The sequence below is a fragment of the Acinetobacter sp. SwsAc5 genome, assembly GCF_013391485.1.
GTDB lineage: Bacteria > Pseudomonadota > Gammaproteobacteria > Pseudomonadales > Moraxellaceae > Acinetobacter > Acinetobacter towneri.
In genome coordinates this window covers 22164-40362 of sequence record NZ_JACAXD010000003.1, presented here as the reverse complement: position 1 = coordinate 40362, position 18199 = coordinate 22164, and the positions used below count along the sequence as shown (strand labels likewise).

19 protein-coding genes are annotated in these 18199 nt (G+C 42.0%); 8 read left to right on the top strand and 11 right to left on the bottom strand.

Annotation, left to right across the window (positions count from 1 at the left end):
* Nucleotides 1-123: 123 nt before the first annotated feature.
* From HYG89_RS02450 to HYG89_RS02435, 4 genes are all read left to right on the top strand, one after another.
* Complete coding sequence (locus HYG89_RS02450; protein WP_178866010.1) at nt 124-1572, top strand: leucyl aminopeptidase; 1449 nt, start codon at nt 124-126, stop codon at nt 1570-1572.
* Nucleotides 1565-1972, top strand: coding sequence for a DNA polymerase III subunit chi (locus tag HYG89_RS02445; protein WP_131260997.1), 408 nt, complete (start codon nt 1565-1567; stop codon nt 1970-1972). The genes HYG89_RS02450 and HYG89_RS02445 overlap by 8 nt, the downstream gene beginning before the upstream one ends.
* A gap of 48 nt (nt 1973-2020) precedes the next feature.
* Nucleotides 2021-2641, top strand: a complete 621-nt coding sequence (locus HYG89_RS02440) for a hypothetical protein (RefSeq protein ID WP_178865931.1) — start codon at nt 2021-2023, stop codon at nt 2639-2641.
* 145 nt (nt 2642-2786) lie between these two features.
* Nucleotides 2787-3005, top strand: coding sequence for a hypothetical protein (locus tag HYG89_RS02435; protein WP_096901968.1), 219 nt, complete (start codon nt 2787-2789; stop codon nt 3003-3005).
* Nucleotides 3006-3113: 108 nt separating this feature from the next.
* On the opposite strand, the gene HYG89_RS02430 is transcribed toward HYG89_RS02435, so the two are convergent.
* The 7 genes from HYG89_RS02430 to glnK form a co-directional block, all read right to left on the bottom strand.
* A complete protein-coding gene (locus HYG89_RS02430) occupies nt 3114-3659 on the bottom strand; it encodes a VTT domain-containing protein (protein ID WP_004975673.1) in 546 nt (181 codons plus the stop codon).
* Nucleotides 3660-3782: 123 nt separating this feature from the next.
* Nucleotides 3783-4442 (bottom strand): riboflavin synthase, encoded by a 660-nt coding sequence (locus HYG89_RS02425; RefSeq protein ID WP_178865929.1) that lies wholly within the window; start codon nt 4440-4442, stop codon nt 3783-3785.
* Between the two features lie 34 nt (nt 4443-4476).
* On the bottom strand, nt 4477-5769 hold the full coding sequence (locus tag HYG89_RS02420; protein ID WP_178318305.1) for a DNA adenine methylase: 1293 nt from the start codon (nt 5767-5769) through the stop codon (nt 4477-4479).
* Nucleotides 5766-6869 carry a bifunctional diaminohydroxyphosphoribosylaminopyrimidine deaminase/5-amino-6-(5-phosphoribosylamino)uracil reductase RibD gene (gene ribD, locus HYG89_RS02415; protein ID WP_178866008.1) on the bottom strand — a complete coding sequence of 368 codons (1104 nt, stop codon included), beginning with the start codon at nt 6867-6869 and terminating at the stop codon, nt 5766-5768. Before ribD ends, HYG89_RS02420 begins: the two co-directional genes overlap by 4 nt.
* A gap of 36 nt (nt 6870-6905) precedes the next feature.
* A complete protein-coding gene (gene nrdR, locus HYG89_RS02410; protein ID WP_004975665.1) occupies nt 6906-7364 on the bottom strand; it encodes a transcriptional regulator NrdR in 459 nt (152 codons plus the stop codon).
* Nucleotides 7365-7504: 140 nt separating this feature from the next.
* Nucleotides 7505-8914, bottom strand: a complete 1410-nt coding sequence (locus tag HYG89_RS02405; protein WP_178865927.1) for an ammonium transporter — start codon at nt 8912-8914, stop codon at nt 7505-7507.
* A 62-nt stretch (nt 8915-8976) separates the two neighbouring features.
* Nucleotides 8977-9315, bottom strand: a complete 339-nt coding sequence (gene glnK / locus HYG89_RS02400; RefSeq protein WP_004650081.1) for a P-II family nitrogen regulator — start codon at nt 9313-9315, stop codon at nt 8977-8979.
* A 276-nt stretch (nt 9316-9591) separates the two neighbouring features.
* Here glnK and HYG89_RS02395 point away from each other — a divergent pair, with 276 nt between their 5' ends.
* Both HYG89_RS02395 and HYG89_RS02390 read left to right on the top strand, forming a co-directional pair.
* Complete coding sequence (locus HYG89_RS02395; protein ID WP_178865925.1) at nt 9592-9819, top strand: accessory factor UbiK family protein; 228 nt, start codon at nt 9592-9594, stop codon at nt 9817-9819.
* A gap of 73 nt (nt 9820-9892) precedes the next feature.
* Nucleotides 9893-11380, top strand: a complete 1488-nt coding sequence (locus HYG89_RS02390) for a YifB family Mg chelatase-like AAA ATPase (protein ID WP_178865923.1) — start codon at nt 9893-9895, stop codon at nt 11378-11380.
* Nucleotides 11381-11502: 122 nt separating this feature from the next.
* On the opposite strand, the gene HYG89_RS02385 is transcribed toward HYG89_RS02390, so the two are convergent.
* Nucleotides 11503-12255 carry a TorF family putative porin gene (locus HYG89_RS02385; RefSeq protein WP_178865921.1) on the bottom strand — a complete coding sequence of 251 codons (753 nt, stop codon included), beginning with the start codon at nt 12253-12255 and terminating at the stop codon, nt 11503-11505.
* Between the two features lie 1128 nt (nt 12256-13383).
* Here HYG89_RS02385 and HYG89_RS02380 point away from each other — a divergent pair.
* On the top strand, nt 13384-14673 hold the full coding sequence (locus tag HYG89_RS02380) for an OprD family outer membrane porin (protein WP_178865918.1): 1290 nt from the start codon (nt 13384-13386) through the stop codon (nt 14671-14673).
* 98 nt (nt 14674-14771) lie between these two features.
* On the opposite strand, the gene ppa is transcribed toward HYG89_RS02380, so the two are convergent.
* Together ppa and HYG89_RS02370 are read right to left on the bottom strand one after the other, a co-directional pair.
* Nucleotides 14772-15308, bottom strand: a complete 537-nt coding sequence (gene ppa / locus HYG89_RS02375; RefSeq protein ID WP_004975651.1) for an inorganic diphosphatase — start codon at nt 15306-15308, stop codon at nt 14772-14774.
* Between the two features lie 124 nt (nt 15309-15432).
* Nucleotides 15433-15831 carry an MAPEG family protein gene (locus tag HYG89_RS02370; RefSeq protein WP_096902243.1) on the bottom strand — a complete coding sequence of 133 codons (399 nt, stop codon included), beginning with the start codon at nt 15829-15831 and terminating at the stop codon, nt 15433-15435.
* 104 nt (nt 15832-15935) lie between these two features.
* Between HYG89_RS02370 and HYG89_RS02365 the strand changes: the two genes are divergently transcribed.
* On the top strand, nt 15936-16316 hold the full coding sequence (locus HYG89_RS02365; protein WP_004975646.1) for a hypothetical protein: 381 nt from the start codon (nt 15936-15938) through the stop codon (nt 16314-16316).
* A 99-nt stretch (nt 16317-16415) separates the two neighbouring features.
* Here HYG89_RS02365 and HYG89_RS02360 read toward each other — a convergent pair whose 3' ends face one another.
* Nucleotides 16416-18092 carry a long-chain-fatty-acid--CoA ligase gene (locus HYG89_RS02360; RefSeq protein WP_004975645.1) on the bottom strand — a complete coding sequence of 559 codons (1677 nt, stop codon included), beginning with the start codon at nt 18090-18092 and terminating at the stop codon, nt 16416-16418.
* Between the last annotated feature and the right edge of the window lie 107 nt (nt 18093-18199).

The window sequence follows — 18199 nt, the reverse complement described above, 5'->3', positions numbered from 1 at the left end:
CGTTAGTTTACCTGAATGTTGAAAATATAAAACCTATCGCCTTGTTATACATTGAAACTCGACGCATAAAAATGTTTCAATGGTTGCATAGTTTGCACATTTAGATAGGCATAAAATCCAGTGATTAAATTTAGCTTAAGTCCCTCATTCCAAGAACACAGCGCGAGTGAATCTTTGTCAATTTTAGTGGCTGCAGAACAGGTGCCACAGGCAACTGCTGCTTATCAAATCAAGGATTTAGACAGCATTATTCAAGCGACACAATTTAAAGCAGGCTTTAATGAAAGTTTAAGTTTGGTGGCTAGCGTTGTTGAATGCGCCAATAGCAACCTGATCGGTTTGGGTAAAACCGAAGAATTACCAGCCGCAAAGCTGGCAAAAATTGCACAAAGCATTATCAAATCTTCACAAAAAAAATTTAAACAGATCAGCATTGATCTGTCTGCCTTGCCAAGCGAATTGCATTATGTATTTGCACTTAGCCTGACCCAAGCAGCCTATGCTTTTGATGAATACAAAAGCAAAAAGAATGAATTTCAGCTTGAACAAATCCATTTCATTGCCAATAACAGCCCACTCAGCGCAGATCAACTTCAATTGATTGAAGCCATGCAATCGGGTCAAAACATGGCACGTGACTTGGGCAACCGTCCGGGCAACATTTGTTTCCCTGAATATTTGGCAGAACAAGCTCAAGCACTTGCGGCAGAATATCCAGACCTACTCAAAGTCACCATTTTAGATGAAGCAGAAATGGCAGAATTAGGCATGGGCGCTTTCCTTGCAGTCAGTCAGGGTTCAGACCGTCCAGGACGCATCATTAGCCTCGAATACCAAGCACAGCGTGATGAAGCACCTGTGGTATTGGTCGGTAAAGGCATCACCTTTGATACAGGCGGCATTTCACTCAAACCTGGCTTAGGGATGGATGAAATGAAATTTGATATGTGTGGTTCTGCTTCAGTTTTAGGCACCATGCGCGCGCTATGTGAAGCACGTTTACCTATCCATGTGGTCGGCACGATTGCCGCTGCAGAAAATATGCCGTCAGGCAAAGCCACTCGCCCGGGTGATATTGTGACCAGTATGAGCGGCCAAACCATCGAAATTTTAAATACCGATGCCGAAGGTCGTTTGGTGCTGTGCGATACCCTAACCTATGTGAAACGCTTCAACCCTGCTTTGGTGATTGATATTGCGACTTTAACAGGCGCTTGCGTGGTTGCCCTCGGTTCGGTACTGACAGGCATATTTACCCCAGATGATGAACTTGCGGCGGAATTGGATGCTGCGGGACACACTGCATTTGACCGTGTATGGCGTATGCCCGTGATTGACGATTACCAAGAACAACTGGATTCACCATTTGCCGATATTGGCAATATTGGTGGGCCTAAAGCAGGTTCAGTTACTGCAGCATGCTTCTTGCAACGCTTTACCCGTGACTATCGCTGGGCGCATCTAGACATTGCAGGCACTGCATGGAATTCAGGCAGCAATAAAGGCGCAACAGGTCGTCCTGTACCGTTATTGATGCAGTTCCTCGCACAACGTGCAAGCAATAATGGCTAAAGTTAGCTTTTATTTGTTTGAAAAAAGTCCTGAACGGCAAGTGGAAAGCACTTGCCGTTTATGCCGCAAAATTTTGCGGCAGCAGGCACGCATTTGGCTGCATTGCCCTGATCCAGAGTTACAGCAAATATTGGATGAGCGTCTGTGGAGTTTTGATGCCAGCAGTTTTATTCCGCATGGCATTAACCAAACACAGGCCAGCGTATGTATTTCTGCCGAATTACCGCAGCAATCGGACTGGATTGTGTTTAATTTTAACAGTCAGGCACTTGAAGCCTATGCAAAATTTAGTCACATTATTGAGATTATTGAAAATCACGAAGCAGCTAAAGTGCTTGGACGTGAAAAATTTAAACAATATCGACGTTTGGGCATAGAACCACAGACGTTTAAGCTTTAATTTTAAAACGTTTTTTTAAAAATACTGTTCAAAATAAGGAGAGATGCGGTGACTTTAAATGTCGGCTCAGATTTTAAACAGCGCTGGTTAACCGCGCCTCAGGCTGTGCGCCAGACATTTATGGATGATCTGCATCGAATTTGTGAGGTCTTGCAACCTGAAACGCAATTACACAACTGGATTGCAGAAGATCAGCGCGCTCAGCAACAATCACAGGAAAAAATTGAACAAGCCTATGCTGACCTGAAAGCACGTTTGATTGAAGAAGCACGGCAACGTCGCCAATTGGCACTCGAACTCAAATTAGAACAGCAACGTGCAGAACAAGCCGCTTATGCTGCACAGCTACAGCAAGATGAAGCGCAACGCTTTGCAGAACAAACTCAAGCACTTGAGTTGATGCGTCAAAGTCTGGATCAGGAAATTTCAAACTATATTGCACGTTATGAGCAAAATCCTGAATTACCTGCAGTGACTTTTAATCAAGCCGCAACTGCGGTAAGTGATGATCAAATTGTTTCTGAACTTGAAAGTGTACGTTTGCGTTTAGAGCTAGAAGCCGAAACTCAAATTGAGCAGGCGGTAACGATCTTTCGTGCGCGACTACATGCTGCAGCCCAAGAAGAAATTGACTATATCTTAAAAAATTCAAATTTTTCTAAAGAATAATTTTACTTTTTATCCCCAATTAGCCCAAAGTCTTAAACCCAATGTCATCAAAATGAAATAATTTTGTCACATGATAATCATCCAGAAAAAGTTGAATTCTCAACTTTTATCTCCTTTAAATGACTTTTGCAATCATGGGTTTCAAATGGATATCTTGACGAAAATTTCAGGCAAAATCGACCATCTTAATGCGGGCGAACAGTGGAGTATTCGTGCTCAGGATTTATGGATCAGTCGTGCAGATTTCCAATCATTAAGCATGTACTTGTCTAAAGAAGCGGAAAAGGGTGAGTTTTCAATTCAAAGTAACGATACTTTTAGCCCGCGCTTGGGTGGCACAGAGTTAATTGTCACCAAACACTAAAACTGAACCAGATCAAAAGTCCACACGGTGGGCTTTTTTTGTGGCCATCAATCCACTTTTTTAGTTATCGTGGTGGATTTAGAATAAGACAATAGAAAAAATTAGGAATTAAATCCAATCACCCAACCAAGACAAAATATTACCCAAGCCATAACCTATTGCCATTAAAGAAAAAATCCATACGGCAGCACCCACCACATTATAAAAACTAAAGGTCGCCAAAGGCATGTGCCCTGACCCTGCAGCAAATGGTGCAAATGAACGAACAAACGGTATAAAACGCGCCATTAAAATAGTTTTGCCACCATGTTTCATAAAATAATGGTTGGTTTTGACAATATATTCAGGTTTGAAATAACGTGAATGTTGATGAAAATACTTCACCCCTAGAATTCGTCCAGTGTAATAGTTGACGCTATATCCCAAGACTGCCGCGACAAAAAGTAAAATCCCCATATAGTGCAAATGCACCACATCGGTGGTGGAACACAAGGCACCAATTGCGATCAGCAAACTATCGCCTGGTAAAAAGAACATGAACACAGAACCTGTTTCTGCAAAAATAATCAGAAACAAAATGGCATAGATCCACAGACCATAATTATCGAGTAATAATGGCAGCCAGTGTTCCAAATTCATTAAAAAATCAATCATCTACATTAAACCAAAGGGGTGTTTATGATGAAAAAAACATCTTTATCTTTTTAATTATCCCTAAAAACAAAAAAACAGTCTAATTTTTCAATCAGACTGTTTAAATTTCATTCGGCTCTGTGCTTATTTTAAAAAGCCATTTTCAGCCAAGAATTCCATGCTAATTTTAGATTGCTGCGTAGTTTCTGCAGCTTTATCACCCAAGAGCAAACGCTCAATATAACGCGCCAAGACATCCACTTCTAAATTGACCTTGCTGCCAACTTTCCATGTGCCAATATTGGTACGCTCTGCCGTGTGTGGAATTAAATTCAGACTGATAACACTGCCGCGTAAATGGTTAATGGTCAGGCTGATGCCATCGACGGTCACCGAACCTTTTTCTGCCAAATATTTGGCAATTTCTGCAGGTGCAGTCACTTCATAGTAAATCGAACGTGCATCTTCATGTACCAGCGTAATTTCACCGACTGCATCAACATGCCCACTTACGATATGTCCACCAAAACGTGTCGTCGGCAACATGGCTTTTTCAACATTGACAGGCTGACCCACTTTCCATGTGCCTAAAGTGGTACGGTTTAAACTTTCACGGGACACATCTGCGGCATACCAATTGTCGCCCCACTCGATCACAGTCAGGCAAATACCATTGGTGGCAATTGAATCCCCCAAATGCACATCCGACATATCCAAATCGGTCTGAATACGCAAACGTACATCACCGCCCACATTTTGCAGGCTTTCTACTTTACCTAAACTTTCAATAATGCCTGTAAACATAATCTTTTCTCTCATTCACTGAGGATTTGTGGATTTACCACAACGCCAATTGGGTACTCACACCTGAGGTATCTACACCACCCAATTCTGCAAAATGGTAAAGTTGCCCTAACAACTGGCGAATAGGTGGGCCTGACTTGGCATGCGTATCGGTAATCACAATAAATTCCAGTACGCGCGCACGCTCAGACTGACGCTGTTTACTCACACGATAACGCGGAACATCTTGCGTCAATAACGTCACTCGACCGCGTTTTAAATTGGCTTGCAACAAGTCTGTAGCACTAATATTACCATCGGTAGAATAACTGGTCAGAATAAAACGTGCATTAATGGTGTCCAATAAGGTTTCATACGCCTCTTTGGCGTACTTAGATGAGTTGTATGGACTTGGACGTTCTTTGCGCCATGCACGGTCAATACCACTTTTAAAGCCTTTGGTGTCTGGAGTTGGTAAATCAATCTGATCCCACAAGGTTAAGGCATTTAAGACATGATAGTTACTGCTATAAGCATGTTGATTATACGGTGGGTCTAAATAAGCCACATCCACCTCAAAACCACTCATTTGATTGGCAAGATGCTGTGCATCAACACACCACATTTCTGCAGCAGGTTTATTCGGTTCGCCAATGTCACAAAAACGACTTGGAGTGAGCCACAATAACGATTCAATTCGTTCGAGTGCAGTTTGGGTTTTGCCACCCCAGCCGTGGTGGAAGCTTTTAAACACCCCACTGGTATTACTGACAAAACTGGCAGAGTACAACAACGGCGCCAACAATGCCGACATCTCAACATCATCAATGGCACCCTGCGCTTGCCACGTGGCAATTTGCTGACGAATCGCATCTATGCGCATGCCGTTGCGACGCTTAAAGAATAAACGGTCACGACTTGGGTCATAAATTTCGTCATTGCGCGGACACAAATTATGCGTCACCCAGCCTTTGACTTCAGGCAAACGGTTCAAATAATCAATGGCTTTTTGATAGCCGCCTAATTCTTTAAACGCAGGCGCTTCGGTACAGGCCAAAATCGCATGGTTTAAGGCATGGCTGTACGGTTCCCAGTCATTGGCAATCACCCGATAACCATTTTGACGCGCCAAACGTGATACCACTCCTGAACCTGCAAAAAAATCGGCAAAAATTGGCGCACGACCATTTTTAGGATGCAGCGTTCCTGTCTGTTCAAGTGCTTCTAAAATCAGATGCAGTAAACGGCGTTTATTGCCCAAATAAGGCACTAACTGATGGAATAAGTATTCATCAGTGGTGCGTGCCGCATGGCGACGTTTGTGATAAACCGTTGACTCTGAACTCATAGTGTCTCTTGAGAAGGAATTAACCTAAGGCGCACGTCATCACCCAATTGAGTGACATCGCAAAGTTTAAATCGAAGTTGCTCTGCCATCTGTTCAAATTCTGCATTAAACATGGCACGAGCCGAGCGCCCTAACAATGTAGGTGCCACATAGCTGATCACTTCATCGACCCAACCTTCCTGTAAGAAAGCGGTCGATAAGGTTGCTCCCGCTTCAACCAATACATCATAAATTTGATGTTGCTGTACCAATTGGGCAAGTAAGGTGGCTAAAGGTTGCGGTTCCAATTGTAACACGCCCAAAGCAGCCAACTCTGCACGATACGGTCCCATCACCATCACCTTTTCAGGCTGCTGCAAAATTTGTGCGCTCAAAGGCAAACGACCTTGGCGATCTAAAATAATCCGTTTAGGTTGTACTACGCTGTGGATGTCATCTACACCCTCTAAATGGCGTACATTAAGCAGACAGTCATCGGCCAGTACCGTGTCGATCCCCGTTAAGACTGCAGCAGAAATTGCCCGCCAATGTTGCACATCGGCACGTGCAGACGTGCCTGTGATCCATTTGGATTCACCCGAAGCCATTGCCGTGCGACCATCCAAACTTGAAGCTACTTTTAAACGCACATAGGGCATGCCCGTAGCCATGGCTTTTAAAAAGCCTAAATTTAACTGACGCGCTTCGGCTTCTGCCACACCGACTTCCACCTGAATGCCTGCATCTTTTAAAATCTGAACGCCCTTGCCTGCCACCAATGGATTTGGGTCTGGACAAGCTACGACCACTTTGGCCACGCCTGCATCAACCAAGGCTTTGGCACATGGTGGTGTGCGCCCATAGTGTGCACAAGGTTCCAAGGTCACATAGGCGGTTGCACCCTGCGCTTGTTCAGCGGCCTGACGCAAAGCAAAGACTTCGGCATGTGGCTGTCCTGCACGCGGATGAAAACCTTCGCCCAATAATTGCGCATCTTTGACAATCACACAGCCGACATTTGGATTGGGTTTGGTGCTGTATTGCCCCAAACGTGCCAACTCAATAGCACGACGCATCCAAAAAAGATCGTCGGGTGGTAAATTGGAAGTGGATTCATTCATATTCAGATGTTGTGTGCTTTTTGCTGACATGAGGGTTTATTGCTCACGTAACTGCATTTGTTCAATTTGACGACGAAACGCTTCGACATCCTGAAAGTCTTGATACACCGAAGCAAAACGAACATACGCCACATGATCCAGTGCAAATAAGGCCTGCATGACAATTTCACCAATGGTACGCGATTTCACATCGCGCTCACCTAAACGGCGAATTTGTAATTGGATGTCGCTGAGTACAGTTTCGATTTGCTCTTGGGTCACAGGACGCTTTTGTAAAGCATGCATCAGTGAACGACGCAGCTTGGCCTCATCGAAGGGTTCACTTTTCCCATCCGATTTAATCACACGTGGCATGACGACTTCATAACTTTCAAAAGTGGTAAAGCGTTCACCACAGCCAATACACTCACGACGTCGGCGAATTTGGCAGCCTTCTGCCGCCAAACGTGAGTCAATCACTTTACTGTCTGCAGCGTTGCAAAATGGACAATGCATAGCGGTTAAATTGCACAAATTTGAATGAAAATGCAGTGTAGCAAAATTTCTAAACTTTGTAGAGCTTTACGCAATATATAGAAAAAAAACAGCCCCAAAGGGCTGTTCTACACAATATATTGATTATTGCATTCTCTGAATTATTCGACACGCTCACCATGTTGGCTTAAGTCAAGTCCCATACGCTCATCTTCTGCAGCCACACGAATACCGATTGTTAGATCAATTACTTTTAAGATGATGAAAGTCAGTACAGCTGAGTAAGCAATAGTCGCTAACACACCTTCAACTTGCACCCAAACTTGGCTCATTAGGTTGCTTGGTGCAGCATCGCCCATAATAAACTCGCTGGCAAAAAAGGCGGTTAAAATTGCACCAACAATACCACCTACACCATGTAGTCCAAAGGCATCTAAAGAGTCATCGGCTTTCAGGGCGCGTTTTAAGGCAGTAATACCCCAGAAACAGACCACACCACCAATTAAACCCATCGCTAATGCACCACCGACAGTCACAAAACCTGCCGCTGGCGTAATGACGACCAAACCTGCAACAGCACCCGATGCAGCACCTAATACAGAACCTTTACCACGTACCAGTTTTTCAACCACAAGCCATGCAATTGCTGCGGCTGCGGCTGCCACTTGAGTCACAACTAAGGCATAACCCGCTGCACCATTCGCGCCTAAAGCAGAACCACCGTTGAAACCAAACCAGCCCACCCAAAGTAAACTTGCACCCAGTACAGTCAAGGTCAGGTTGTGCGGGGCCATAGATTCACGGCCCAAGCCCATACGTTTACCCAACATGTATGCAGCAACCAAACCTGCAACACCCGAGTTAATATGAACAACAGTACCACCAGCAAAGTCGAGTGCGCCATCATTGCCTAACCAACCACCACCCCATACCCAGTGGGTAATTGGTGCATAGACCACGACCACCCAGATCGCGATAAAGGCAACAAAGGCACCAAACTTCATTCTTTCTGCAATTGAACCACTGATAATGGCCACAGTAATAATGGCAAAAGTCATTTGGAAAATCACAAATAAAATTTCTGGAATGCTGCCGCTTAAAGCATCTGTACCAATGCCTGCCAGCATGACTTTATCTAGGCTGCCAATAAAAGCATTACCTTCGCCAAAGGCGAGACTATAACCAATGAATACCCAGACAATACTGACCACGGCTGCTGCTACAAAGCTATAAGCCATAGTATTGAGTACATTTTTCTTACGTACCATACCGCCATAAAATAGTGCCAAACCAGGGATGGTCATGAGTAAAACTAAAGCAGTCGAAACTAAAATCCAAGCGGTATCGCCTGTATCTAATACAGCTTCTGATTCAGCAGCTTCAGGCGTGCTGACTTCTGCTACAGCTGCAACTTCTGTTGCATTTGTTGTTTCGATAGGAGATGTTTCGGCAGTTTCAAGCACTGCAACATCTGAAGTTGGTGCGGTGGCTGTTGCGGCTTCTTCAGCCCAAGCAACAGAACCACCAAGAAGTGCGCCCGATAGACTCAGCGCGAGTAGCATTTTTTTCATTTGTGTCCCCCGACCTTTGTTTTTGTGAGTTATTAGGTACTCAGCAAACTTCATGCCATCTTTTAAACAGCGTCTGCACCCGTTTCACCTGTACGAATACGGATGACTTGTTCGAGGTTAGTCACAAAGATTTTGCCATCACCAATCTTGCCTGTACTAGCAACACGAGTGATTGACTCAATCACCGAATCCACCATTTCATCGCTAATTGCGATTTCGATTTTAACTTTAGGCAAGAAGTCAACGACGTACTCGGCGCCACGATAAAGTTCGGTATGACCTTTTTGGCGACCGAAGCCTTTGACTTCTGTTACGGTGATCCCTTGAACACCAATTTCAGATAATGCTTCACGCACATCATCTAATTTAAAGGGTTTTACAATTGCAGTTACGAGCTTCATGTGTGTTTTCCTTCGGCTTAATTCACCAGTAAGGTTTTATGTTCAAATTCCATGCCAAAGTTCTAAGGTCGGGGGAAATTAGAAACCGTGACATGAGTTTTCTTTATACCTTATTTTATACATTTATATGGTTTTGATCTTCAAAAAATAGACATATTTACTAGAAGATTTACGATTTTACTCATCGAATAAATCCATATTTCGTCTGAAATGCTATAGTCTATTCAAGACCAGTGCTACACTGCCTCCATTTTCTCCATCTTTGTGGAAACAACAATGATTGAAACTTTATTACAGGCCATTTTGGAACAAGTTGAACAACCTAAAAAAGATTTAGAACATAATTTACGTGCTTTGCTCAATGAAGCGATCACCAAAATGGATTTGGTCTCGCAAGATGAGCTAGACCGCCAACGTACTGCGCTTAATAATGCCAACTTACGTTTAAATGAATTGTTAAAACAAGTTGAAGCACTAGAACATAAAATTCAACTCAAAAAATAAGCACCAATTGAGTGCATAAAAAACAAAAACCAAACATTATAAAAATAACGCACCAAAACGGATCATCATAAAAATGTCTTTTGCCAAAGTGTATACGCGGGGGCTGCTCGGCTTGCACGCCCCTGCAATTGAAGTTGAAGTCCATCTGAGTCAAGGTTTACCTTCTTTAACCATTGTCGGTCTAGCCGAAGCTGCCGTGCGTGAGAGTAAAGATCGGGTACGCTCTGCCATTATTAACAGTGGTTTTCAATTTCCGACCAAACGTCTGACCATTAATTTAGCGCCTGCCGACTTGCCCAAAGATGGTTCGCGTTTGGACTTAGCCATTGCTTTAGGCATTTTAATTGCTTCGGGACAATTGCCCGAACAAAGCACTGAAAGTTTAGAGTTTATTGGAGAATTGGCTTTAGATGGTCAATTGCGTCCCACCACAGGCACACTCAGTATTGCGATTGCCTGCCAACAAGCACAGCATCGTTTGGTTTTACCTGAACAAAATGCACAAGAAGCTGCTCAATTGCCTGACTTTGAAGTCTTTGCCGCCACACATTTAAAACAAGTTTGCGAACATTTGGCACAAAGCCAGCCTTTAAATAAAGTCACCGCGACTGCCCAACCACAGTTATCACATTCCGCCTTTGATTTAGTCGATGTTAAAGGACAGTTGCGCCCACGACGTGCTTTGGAAATTGCGGCTGCAGGTGGACATTCATTGCTATTCAAAGGCCCACCCGGTACAGGCAAAACCTTATTGGCATCCCGACTTTCCAGTATTTTACCGCCCTTAAATATGCAAGAAAATTTAGAGGTTGCCAGTATCTATTCAGTGGCCAATAGCCCGCATACGTTTGGACAGCGTCCTTTTCGCGCCCCACATCATACCGCTTCTGCTGTAGCCTTGGTCGGTGGAGGCTCATATCCCAAACCCGGTGAAATTACCTTGGCGCATTTAGGCGTTTTATTTTTAGATGAATTACCTGAATTTGATAAAAAAGTGTTAGAAGTGCTGCGCCAACCTTTAGAGTCCAAAGAAATTGTGATTTCCCGCGCTTCTCGGCAAATTACCTTTCCAGCCAACTTTCAACTAATTGCCGCCATGAATCCCTGTCCTTGTGGTTATGCTTTTAATCAAGATGTGCGCTGCCAATGTTCTGCAGAAAGTATTAAACGCTATCAAAACCGTATTTCAGGGCCGTTATTGGATCGTATCGACTTACACATTGATGTACCACCTCTGCAAGCACATGAATTACAGGATACCCGACCAGTGGAAAATTCTGAAACCGTGCGAAGCCGTGTCATTCAAGCATATACACGACAATTGCAACGCCAAGAGTGTTTAAACATGGCGCTCAGTCCCAAACAATTAGAGCAATTTGCACATTTAGATGATACTGCGCAAAATATTTTAGCCATTGCGCAGCAGCGTTTGAACTTATCGGCACGTGCGTATCATCGGGTGTTACGCGTTGCACGTACTATTGCAGACTTGGCGCAAAGTGAACAAATTCAAAGTGCCCATTTAAGTGAAGCTTTGTCTTATCGTGGCAATCCAGCCTAGGTGAAAATATTGAGATATAAAAACAGCCCATTGCCATGTCTGCGCAATGGGCGAGTTATCTTGTTATTCTTTTAGATATCACTCCCAATTGGAGCTTTTTATTTATCCTGAATACAGAGGACTTAGAATGCTTTGGTCAAAGTAAACACAGCACCTGTTTCAACACCACGCTTCGCAGCGTGTGACATTCCATCGGTATCAATATCTGTACCAACAGCAGCCAATTCAGCAGATAACCCCTCTACAGCTGCAAAGCTGTAACTCATCCCTGCTTTCCAATCCACATAACTGTCTTTTCCACCGCCAAAATCAAAGTCATCTGCTTGGGTGTAACCTAATCCAGCAACCCCAGAAAAGCCGGTACTTCCAATGGGTGCGGTATAAGTGGCATTGAAATACCAAGCATCGGTGTCACCACCTAAGAAATCATTACTGTAGTTAATGGCTGTTAATAAGCTGGCATCTTTAAACAAAACATCACTAAAACCTAATTTTGCATAAGCTTCGAGCCAGTTTAAATCGCTCTCACTTGGGTAGGCGTAATACCAAAAACCCACATCCAAAATGGGTTTGCTGGCAAAATAATCTAGGCTTGTGGTATAGCCCATATAAGGGTCAAGCTCTAAATGTGCCGTACCACCAAAATCGACATTGGAACCCCACACGCCTGCATACACGCCAGAATCATGGCTGAGAGCAAAACCTGCTTGCACTGCGGGATCATTAAAGGTTTGAGTTAAACCACGATAGCGATAATCACTGGTTAAGGCTGCTGTCCCGCTAAACGACATGCCTGTCGCATTTTCTGCAGCAAAGCTGAGACTTGATGTGGCTGCGAACATCGCCAAAGAAAGTGTTTGAAGTACGAATTTCATTTTAGATTCCCCCTGCATCGGATGAGATGCCTTTGTCTATTTTTTTTGACTCAATGAAGGAATTGCAAACTCTATGCCAACGATGAAATTCAGAACAGCAATTTTACGTTTAAAAGCAATAGATATAAATTTAAACTATTGTTATACATCAATTATTTTTAGTGTGTTTTTTATTTTGATTGGAATGAATTTTGATTTGCATCAATACTCGTCTTATAACCACTGCACTTTAAACATGAATTTACACAGTGCTATGATTATTTTTTGCATCCTTGCATAGCAATAAAGCTAAATCACATACCTAAAAAAGTGCAGTCAAGAATCACAAGCCTATCCTGATCAAAAAATAGAAAGTCATGCCTATCCTCTGTTCATCCTTACGCCATCAACTATCAAAACTCAGTGAACAGACAGAAATCCTGTCCTAAACTGCACTAGATTTCTGCACCAAAATTTGACATCAATATACGACGCGACACTTCAATCTTCACATCAAAAATAATTCAATGACCAAAACGATAGATCAATTTTAATTTTCGCAAGCCAACGACCATATAAAAGTTATGTATAAAATATCTGCTTAAACAGTTCTGTTTTCATCGTAATGCCAAAACTAAACACCGATGTTTCACATGAAATCCATAATAGCCAAAAGCTATTACTCAAAGCTTAAATAAAATGTAATTTTTATACTCTTAATTCAAATAAAGATTCATAAATTTATTTCCCCACTTATCTCTTGCCCAAAATTCGACTTCATAGATAACCATTTCACAGGAAAAACTTCACCCTATTTTAAAATTTATGCTGTGCCTTATGCGCTTTGATCACACACCAAGCTGTTGAAAAATTGAATAAACTGTATTTTTAATGTACAAGTTGCAGATGCGTTGTATTTGGCTATGTTTCAGTGACTCAGTAAGTTTTAAATATGTTTATGTTTTTACTAAAAAATAAAATATTTATTCAACTTTTGAAAAGTCGATATTTTTAATGACCCCACAGTTTATCGAAAAAATGCTTAACTTTAGTGTCATAAGCACCTTAAAAATGATATTTTCGCGCCTAAATAGCGATACAATTCGGCTACGTTTCAACTACACATTTACTGCATGAGGCTCTCTCCCAATGCTGCAATCTAAAAAATTAACACTAGCGTTGCTCATCAACGCAGCGCTTGTTTCAACTGCATTTGCTAGCGAACAAAGTGAATCTAAAGGCTTTGTAGAAGACGCAAACGGTTCGGTTTTATTCCGTACAGGTTATTTAACTCGTGACTATAAAGGTGTAGAACCTGGTGACGATACAAGTTCATTTGCGCAAACTGCAATCGTAAAATTAGATTCTGGCTTTACCAAAGGTGTAGTTGGTTTTGGTGCAGGTATCATAGGTGATGCTTCATTTAAACTCGGTAAAAATGGTCATACGGGCAATGGTATGATTCCAACGCATAGCAAGAATAATGCAGATGGTACGAAAGATGCTTATGACCATTGGGCACGTGGCGGTGCTTATGTCAAAGCACGTATCTCGAACACTACAGCAACTTACGGTACACAAGTTTTAGATTTACCTGTACTGGCTAGCAACACTGCCCGTTTAGTGCCTGAATATTTCACAGGTGTACTTGTTCAAAGTAATGAAATTGATAACTTAAATTTGGTTGCAGGTAAATTTACAGAGAACCAATATTCAAGCCAAATCAATTCAGATGGTAATGAGTTAGACCGTGCTGTGGTATGGGGCGCGAAATATACCTTCAATGATGACTTAAATGCATCTTATTATGGTGTTGACGTTAAAGATAAATTAGATCGTCATTATGTCAATGCCAACTATAGCTATGCTTTGGCAAATGAAAGCACTTTAACTCATAGCTTTAGTGGTTATCATACTGAATTCGAAGCTGGTAGCTTATCAAATATTGAGACTTTGACTGAAGATAAACAGAACTCTATTTGGGCGATTTCTAGTACGTATAGTAAAGATGTACATAACGTAATGCTTGCTTATCAACAAAATACTGGCAGCTTAGGCTACGATTATGGCAACAACGCTGACGGTGCACAAAGTATTTACCTACCGAACTCTTATCTTTCAGATTTTATCGGCAAAGATGAAAAATCACTTGGCCTACAATATAATTATAACTTTAAGAATCACGGTTTAGCAGGTTTAAACTGGACTTCTGCATTTGTCTATGGATGGGATATTGATGTTCTTGGCAACGAGCAAGAAGGACAAGAACGTGAATTTTTTAATCAAGTGAAATATACAGTTCAATCTGGTTTTGCGAAAGACGCGAGCCTTCGCGTACGTCACTCATATTACCGTGCAAATGATAGCTACAAATCTATTTATATGAATGATACCAATGAATGGCGTATCTGGTTAGATATTCCAGTGAAATTATTCTAATTTCTCGGAATAGCAAACCCAATAAAAAAACCTGCACAGAATATGTGCAGGTTTTTTACATTTCAGCTTTCATTTGAACGCTGAACAGGCCACGCAAATTATGGATTTGCAGCTTTGTAGCCTTCAATTGAGTTCAATACTTCTTGTTTTGCAACATCAGCACCTTCCCAACCACTTAACTTCACCCATTTGCCTGGCTCTAAGTCTTTATAGTGCTGGAAGAAGTGTTCAATTTGGCTGATCAATAATGGTGGAAGATCCGTATATTCTTGAACATCTTTATAAATTGGGGTTAATTTTTCGTGCGGAACGGCAACCAATTTCGCATCAATACCACCATCATCTTCCATGTTCAATTTACCCACTGGGCGGCAACGAATCACAGAACCTGGCTCTACTGGGTGTGGAGTCACAACCAATACGTCTAGCGGATCACCATCCAATGAAAGTGTATTTGGTACATAACCGTAGTTCGCTGGGTAGAACATTGCTGTACCCATGAAACGGTCTACAAATAATGCATCAGAATCTTTGTCAATTTCGTATTTGATTGGCGCTGCATTGGCAGGAATTTCAATGATCACATAGATGTCATTTGGTGCATCTTTACCCGCAGGGATATTGCTGTAGCTCATAGCATCACTCTTAAACAAGTTAAATCTTTTTAAAACCGCGTCAATTATAACGGTTTTCTGTCCTGAATTACTGCGCGATTATACATCTGCAAGGCAAAAATACATATTTTCACACCTGACTTGATCAGGTCAGTTTAATCACCATCAGCAAAATACAAATTGGACAAAGTAAAGACAGCATCCAAACAATTGAACGCAGCGTCGCCCAATTGGCTAAATAACAAATTCCATAAATAATGCGCAGCACAATATAAGCAATACCAAACATCATCACCACCACTTGTGGGATGACCATATATTCCGCCATGAGCACTGCAGCAATAAATAAAGGCAGGCTTTCAAAACTGTTTTGCTGTACGGCGTTAGCACGTGCAGCAAAACCTGTGGTTTTGGCTAAAAATTCACGTGGATTTTGGTTATCTTCACGTTTAAAGCCACCTGCCATTTTTGCGACAACAGCAAAGACATACGGCAATAAGCAAGCAATAATAATTAGATAAACAATTCCACTTATGCTTTGCATCAATTTTTTCTCATAAACTGTATTGAGAACTTATCATAACATGGCATTTCTTGAATAAATTTTGTTAAATAGCATGTTTTAAGCAATTGTATAAAGGATCCATTATGGTCAGCCCAGATCAAAAGGAAATGTTAGATGTACTTGAAAAGCAGCGCCAACATCAACTGCGAGTGGATCGTGTTTTAAAAATTGTGTTGCCTATTGTGGCATTTTTATTGATGGTGATTTGCGCCAACATGAACGTATGGTCGACCATTTTTACCTTCGTTGTACTTTGGGTGGCGTTTTATGCGGTAGGGATTAAGCGCTTACCGCTCTGGCACTGGATTATTGTGATTGTGGTGTATTGCTTAATTGATAATATTTTAAGTTATGGCAGTTTTAATCAATCAGGTTTTAGCCGCCAATTTGGTGCGATGTTTATTTTCTTGGGTATTGTGGGTGTTGGGCGTCGTTACTTTGACCGTTGGCTGATGAAAGAGTAATACTTTTGCCTTTGTTGAACAAGAAACAATCTATTTTCTATAGCATATAAAAAATGCCCCTGAGTTTTCAGGGGCATTTTTATTTCAGAGTAGAATGAATTACGCAGTCTTACGCAAATCTTTACGCAAAATTTTACCTACGTTTGATTTTGGCAATTCATCCATAAACTCCACATAACGTGGGCGTTTATAGCCAGTTAAGTTCTCTTTAGCGAACGCTAATACTTCTTCTGTGGTCAATGATGGATCTTTTTTCACCACAAACAGTTTTGGCACTTCACCTGATTTTTCATCTGGTACACCAATTGCAGCCACTTCCAATACTTTCGGATGCTTCGCAATCACTTCTTCAATTTCAGATGGATACACGTTAAAGCCTGATACCAAAATCATGTCTTTTTTACGGTCTACAATTTTCACATAGCCCCGTGAATCCATAACACCAATGTCACCTGTACGGAAGAAACCATTAATCATGACTTTGTCGGTTTCATCTGGACGGTTCCAATAGCCTTTCATGACTTGTGGACCACGGATTGAAATTTCACCTTGCTCACCTAGCGCAACTTCATTGCCGTCATCATCCAAAATAGCCACTTCAGTTAATGGCAATGGAATACCAATTGTGCCAGTGAATTCTTCAGATGCAGGCGGGTTTGCCGTTGCAACTGGCGAAGTTTCAGACAAGCCATAACCTTCAATGATGTTAGTGCCTGTCACTTTTTTCCATGCTTCAGCAGTCGATGGTAATACGGCCATACCACCACCCATCGCCATTTTCAATTTGCTGTGATCAAGCTGTTTAAACTCTTCATTGTTCACGAGCGCATTGAATAAAGTATTCACCGCAGGGAAGAAAGTTGGTTGATATTTGCGTAATTCTTTCATCACCGCAGGTAAGTCACGCGGGTTTGGAATTAAGACGTTTGCCTGACCTTTGTACATGCCGTAAAGCGCACACACCATGAATGCAAAGATGTGATACAGCGGCAATGCACAGAAAATACGGTCATCTGGCTGACCATCTTGTGCACCGAATTTACTCTGGAAAATACCATCACATTGCAGCATGTTTGCCACAAGGTTGCGGTGTGTTAATTCTGCACCCTTAGATACACCTGTTGTACCACCCGTGTATTGCAACACAGCCGTATCACTTAAAGTTAAGCTTGGGCGTTTGTAGTTGCTTGGGCTTACTTTAGACATTGCTGCGTTAAATTTAACGTGACCCGGAATGTTCCATGCAGGAATTTGCTTACGCACTGAACGTAAAACAAAATTCACCAACGTGCCTTTTAATGCACCTAGCATATCGCCCACAGAAGCAACAACAACATGCTTCACAGGGGTTTTACCAATAATCGCCTGATAAACGGATGCAAAGTTTTCAATAATCACTAAAACTTCAGAACCAGAGTCATTTAATTGATGCTCTAACTCACGCGAAGTATAAAGTGGATTCACGTTCACCAAAACTAAACCTGCGCGGAACACCCCCAGTGCAACCACAGGATATTGAAGTACGTTCGGCATCATCACCGCAACACGCGAGCCAGGTGCCAAACCTAAACTTTGTAAATAAGTTGCAAATTTACGGCTAGCTTCTTCTAGTTCACTAAAGCTTAAAACCTTATCCATAAAGATAAAGGCATCACGTGAACCAAATTTTTGGAAATTACGTTCAAAAATGTCTACGAGTGACGTATTTTCTGCAGGCAGTTCTACAGTTTCTGGAATCCCTGTCTTTTGGTATTCAGCAAACCAAATCTTTTCCATAATGCCAATTTCTCCAATCAATAATCCTTAGTTTTAAACTGTTTTTCTCAATACAGGACGTCGTTCTTTGCTTGTTTATGTCCCGTATTGCATCCATTTTCACGAAT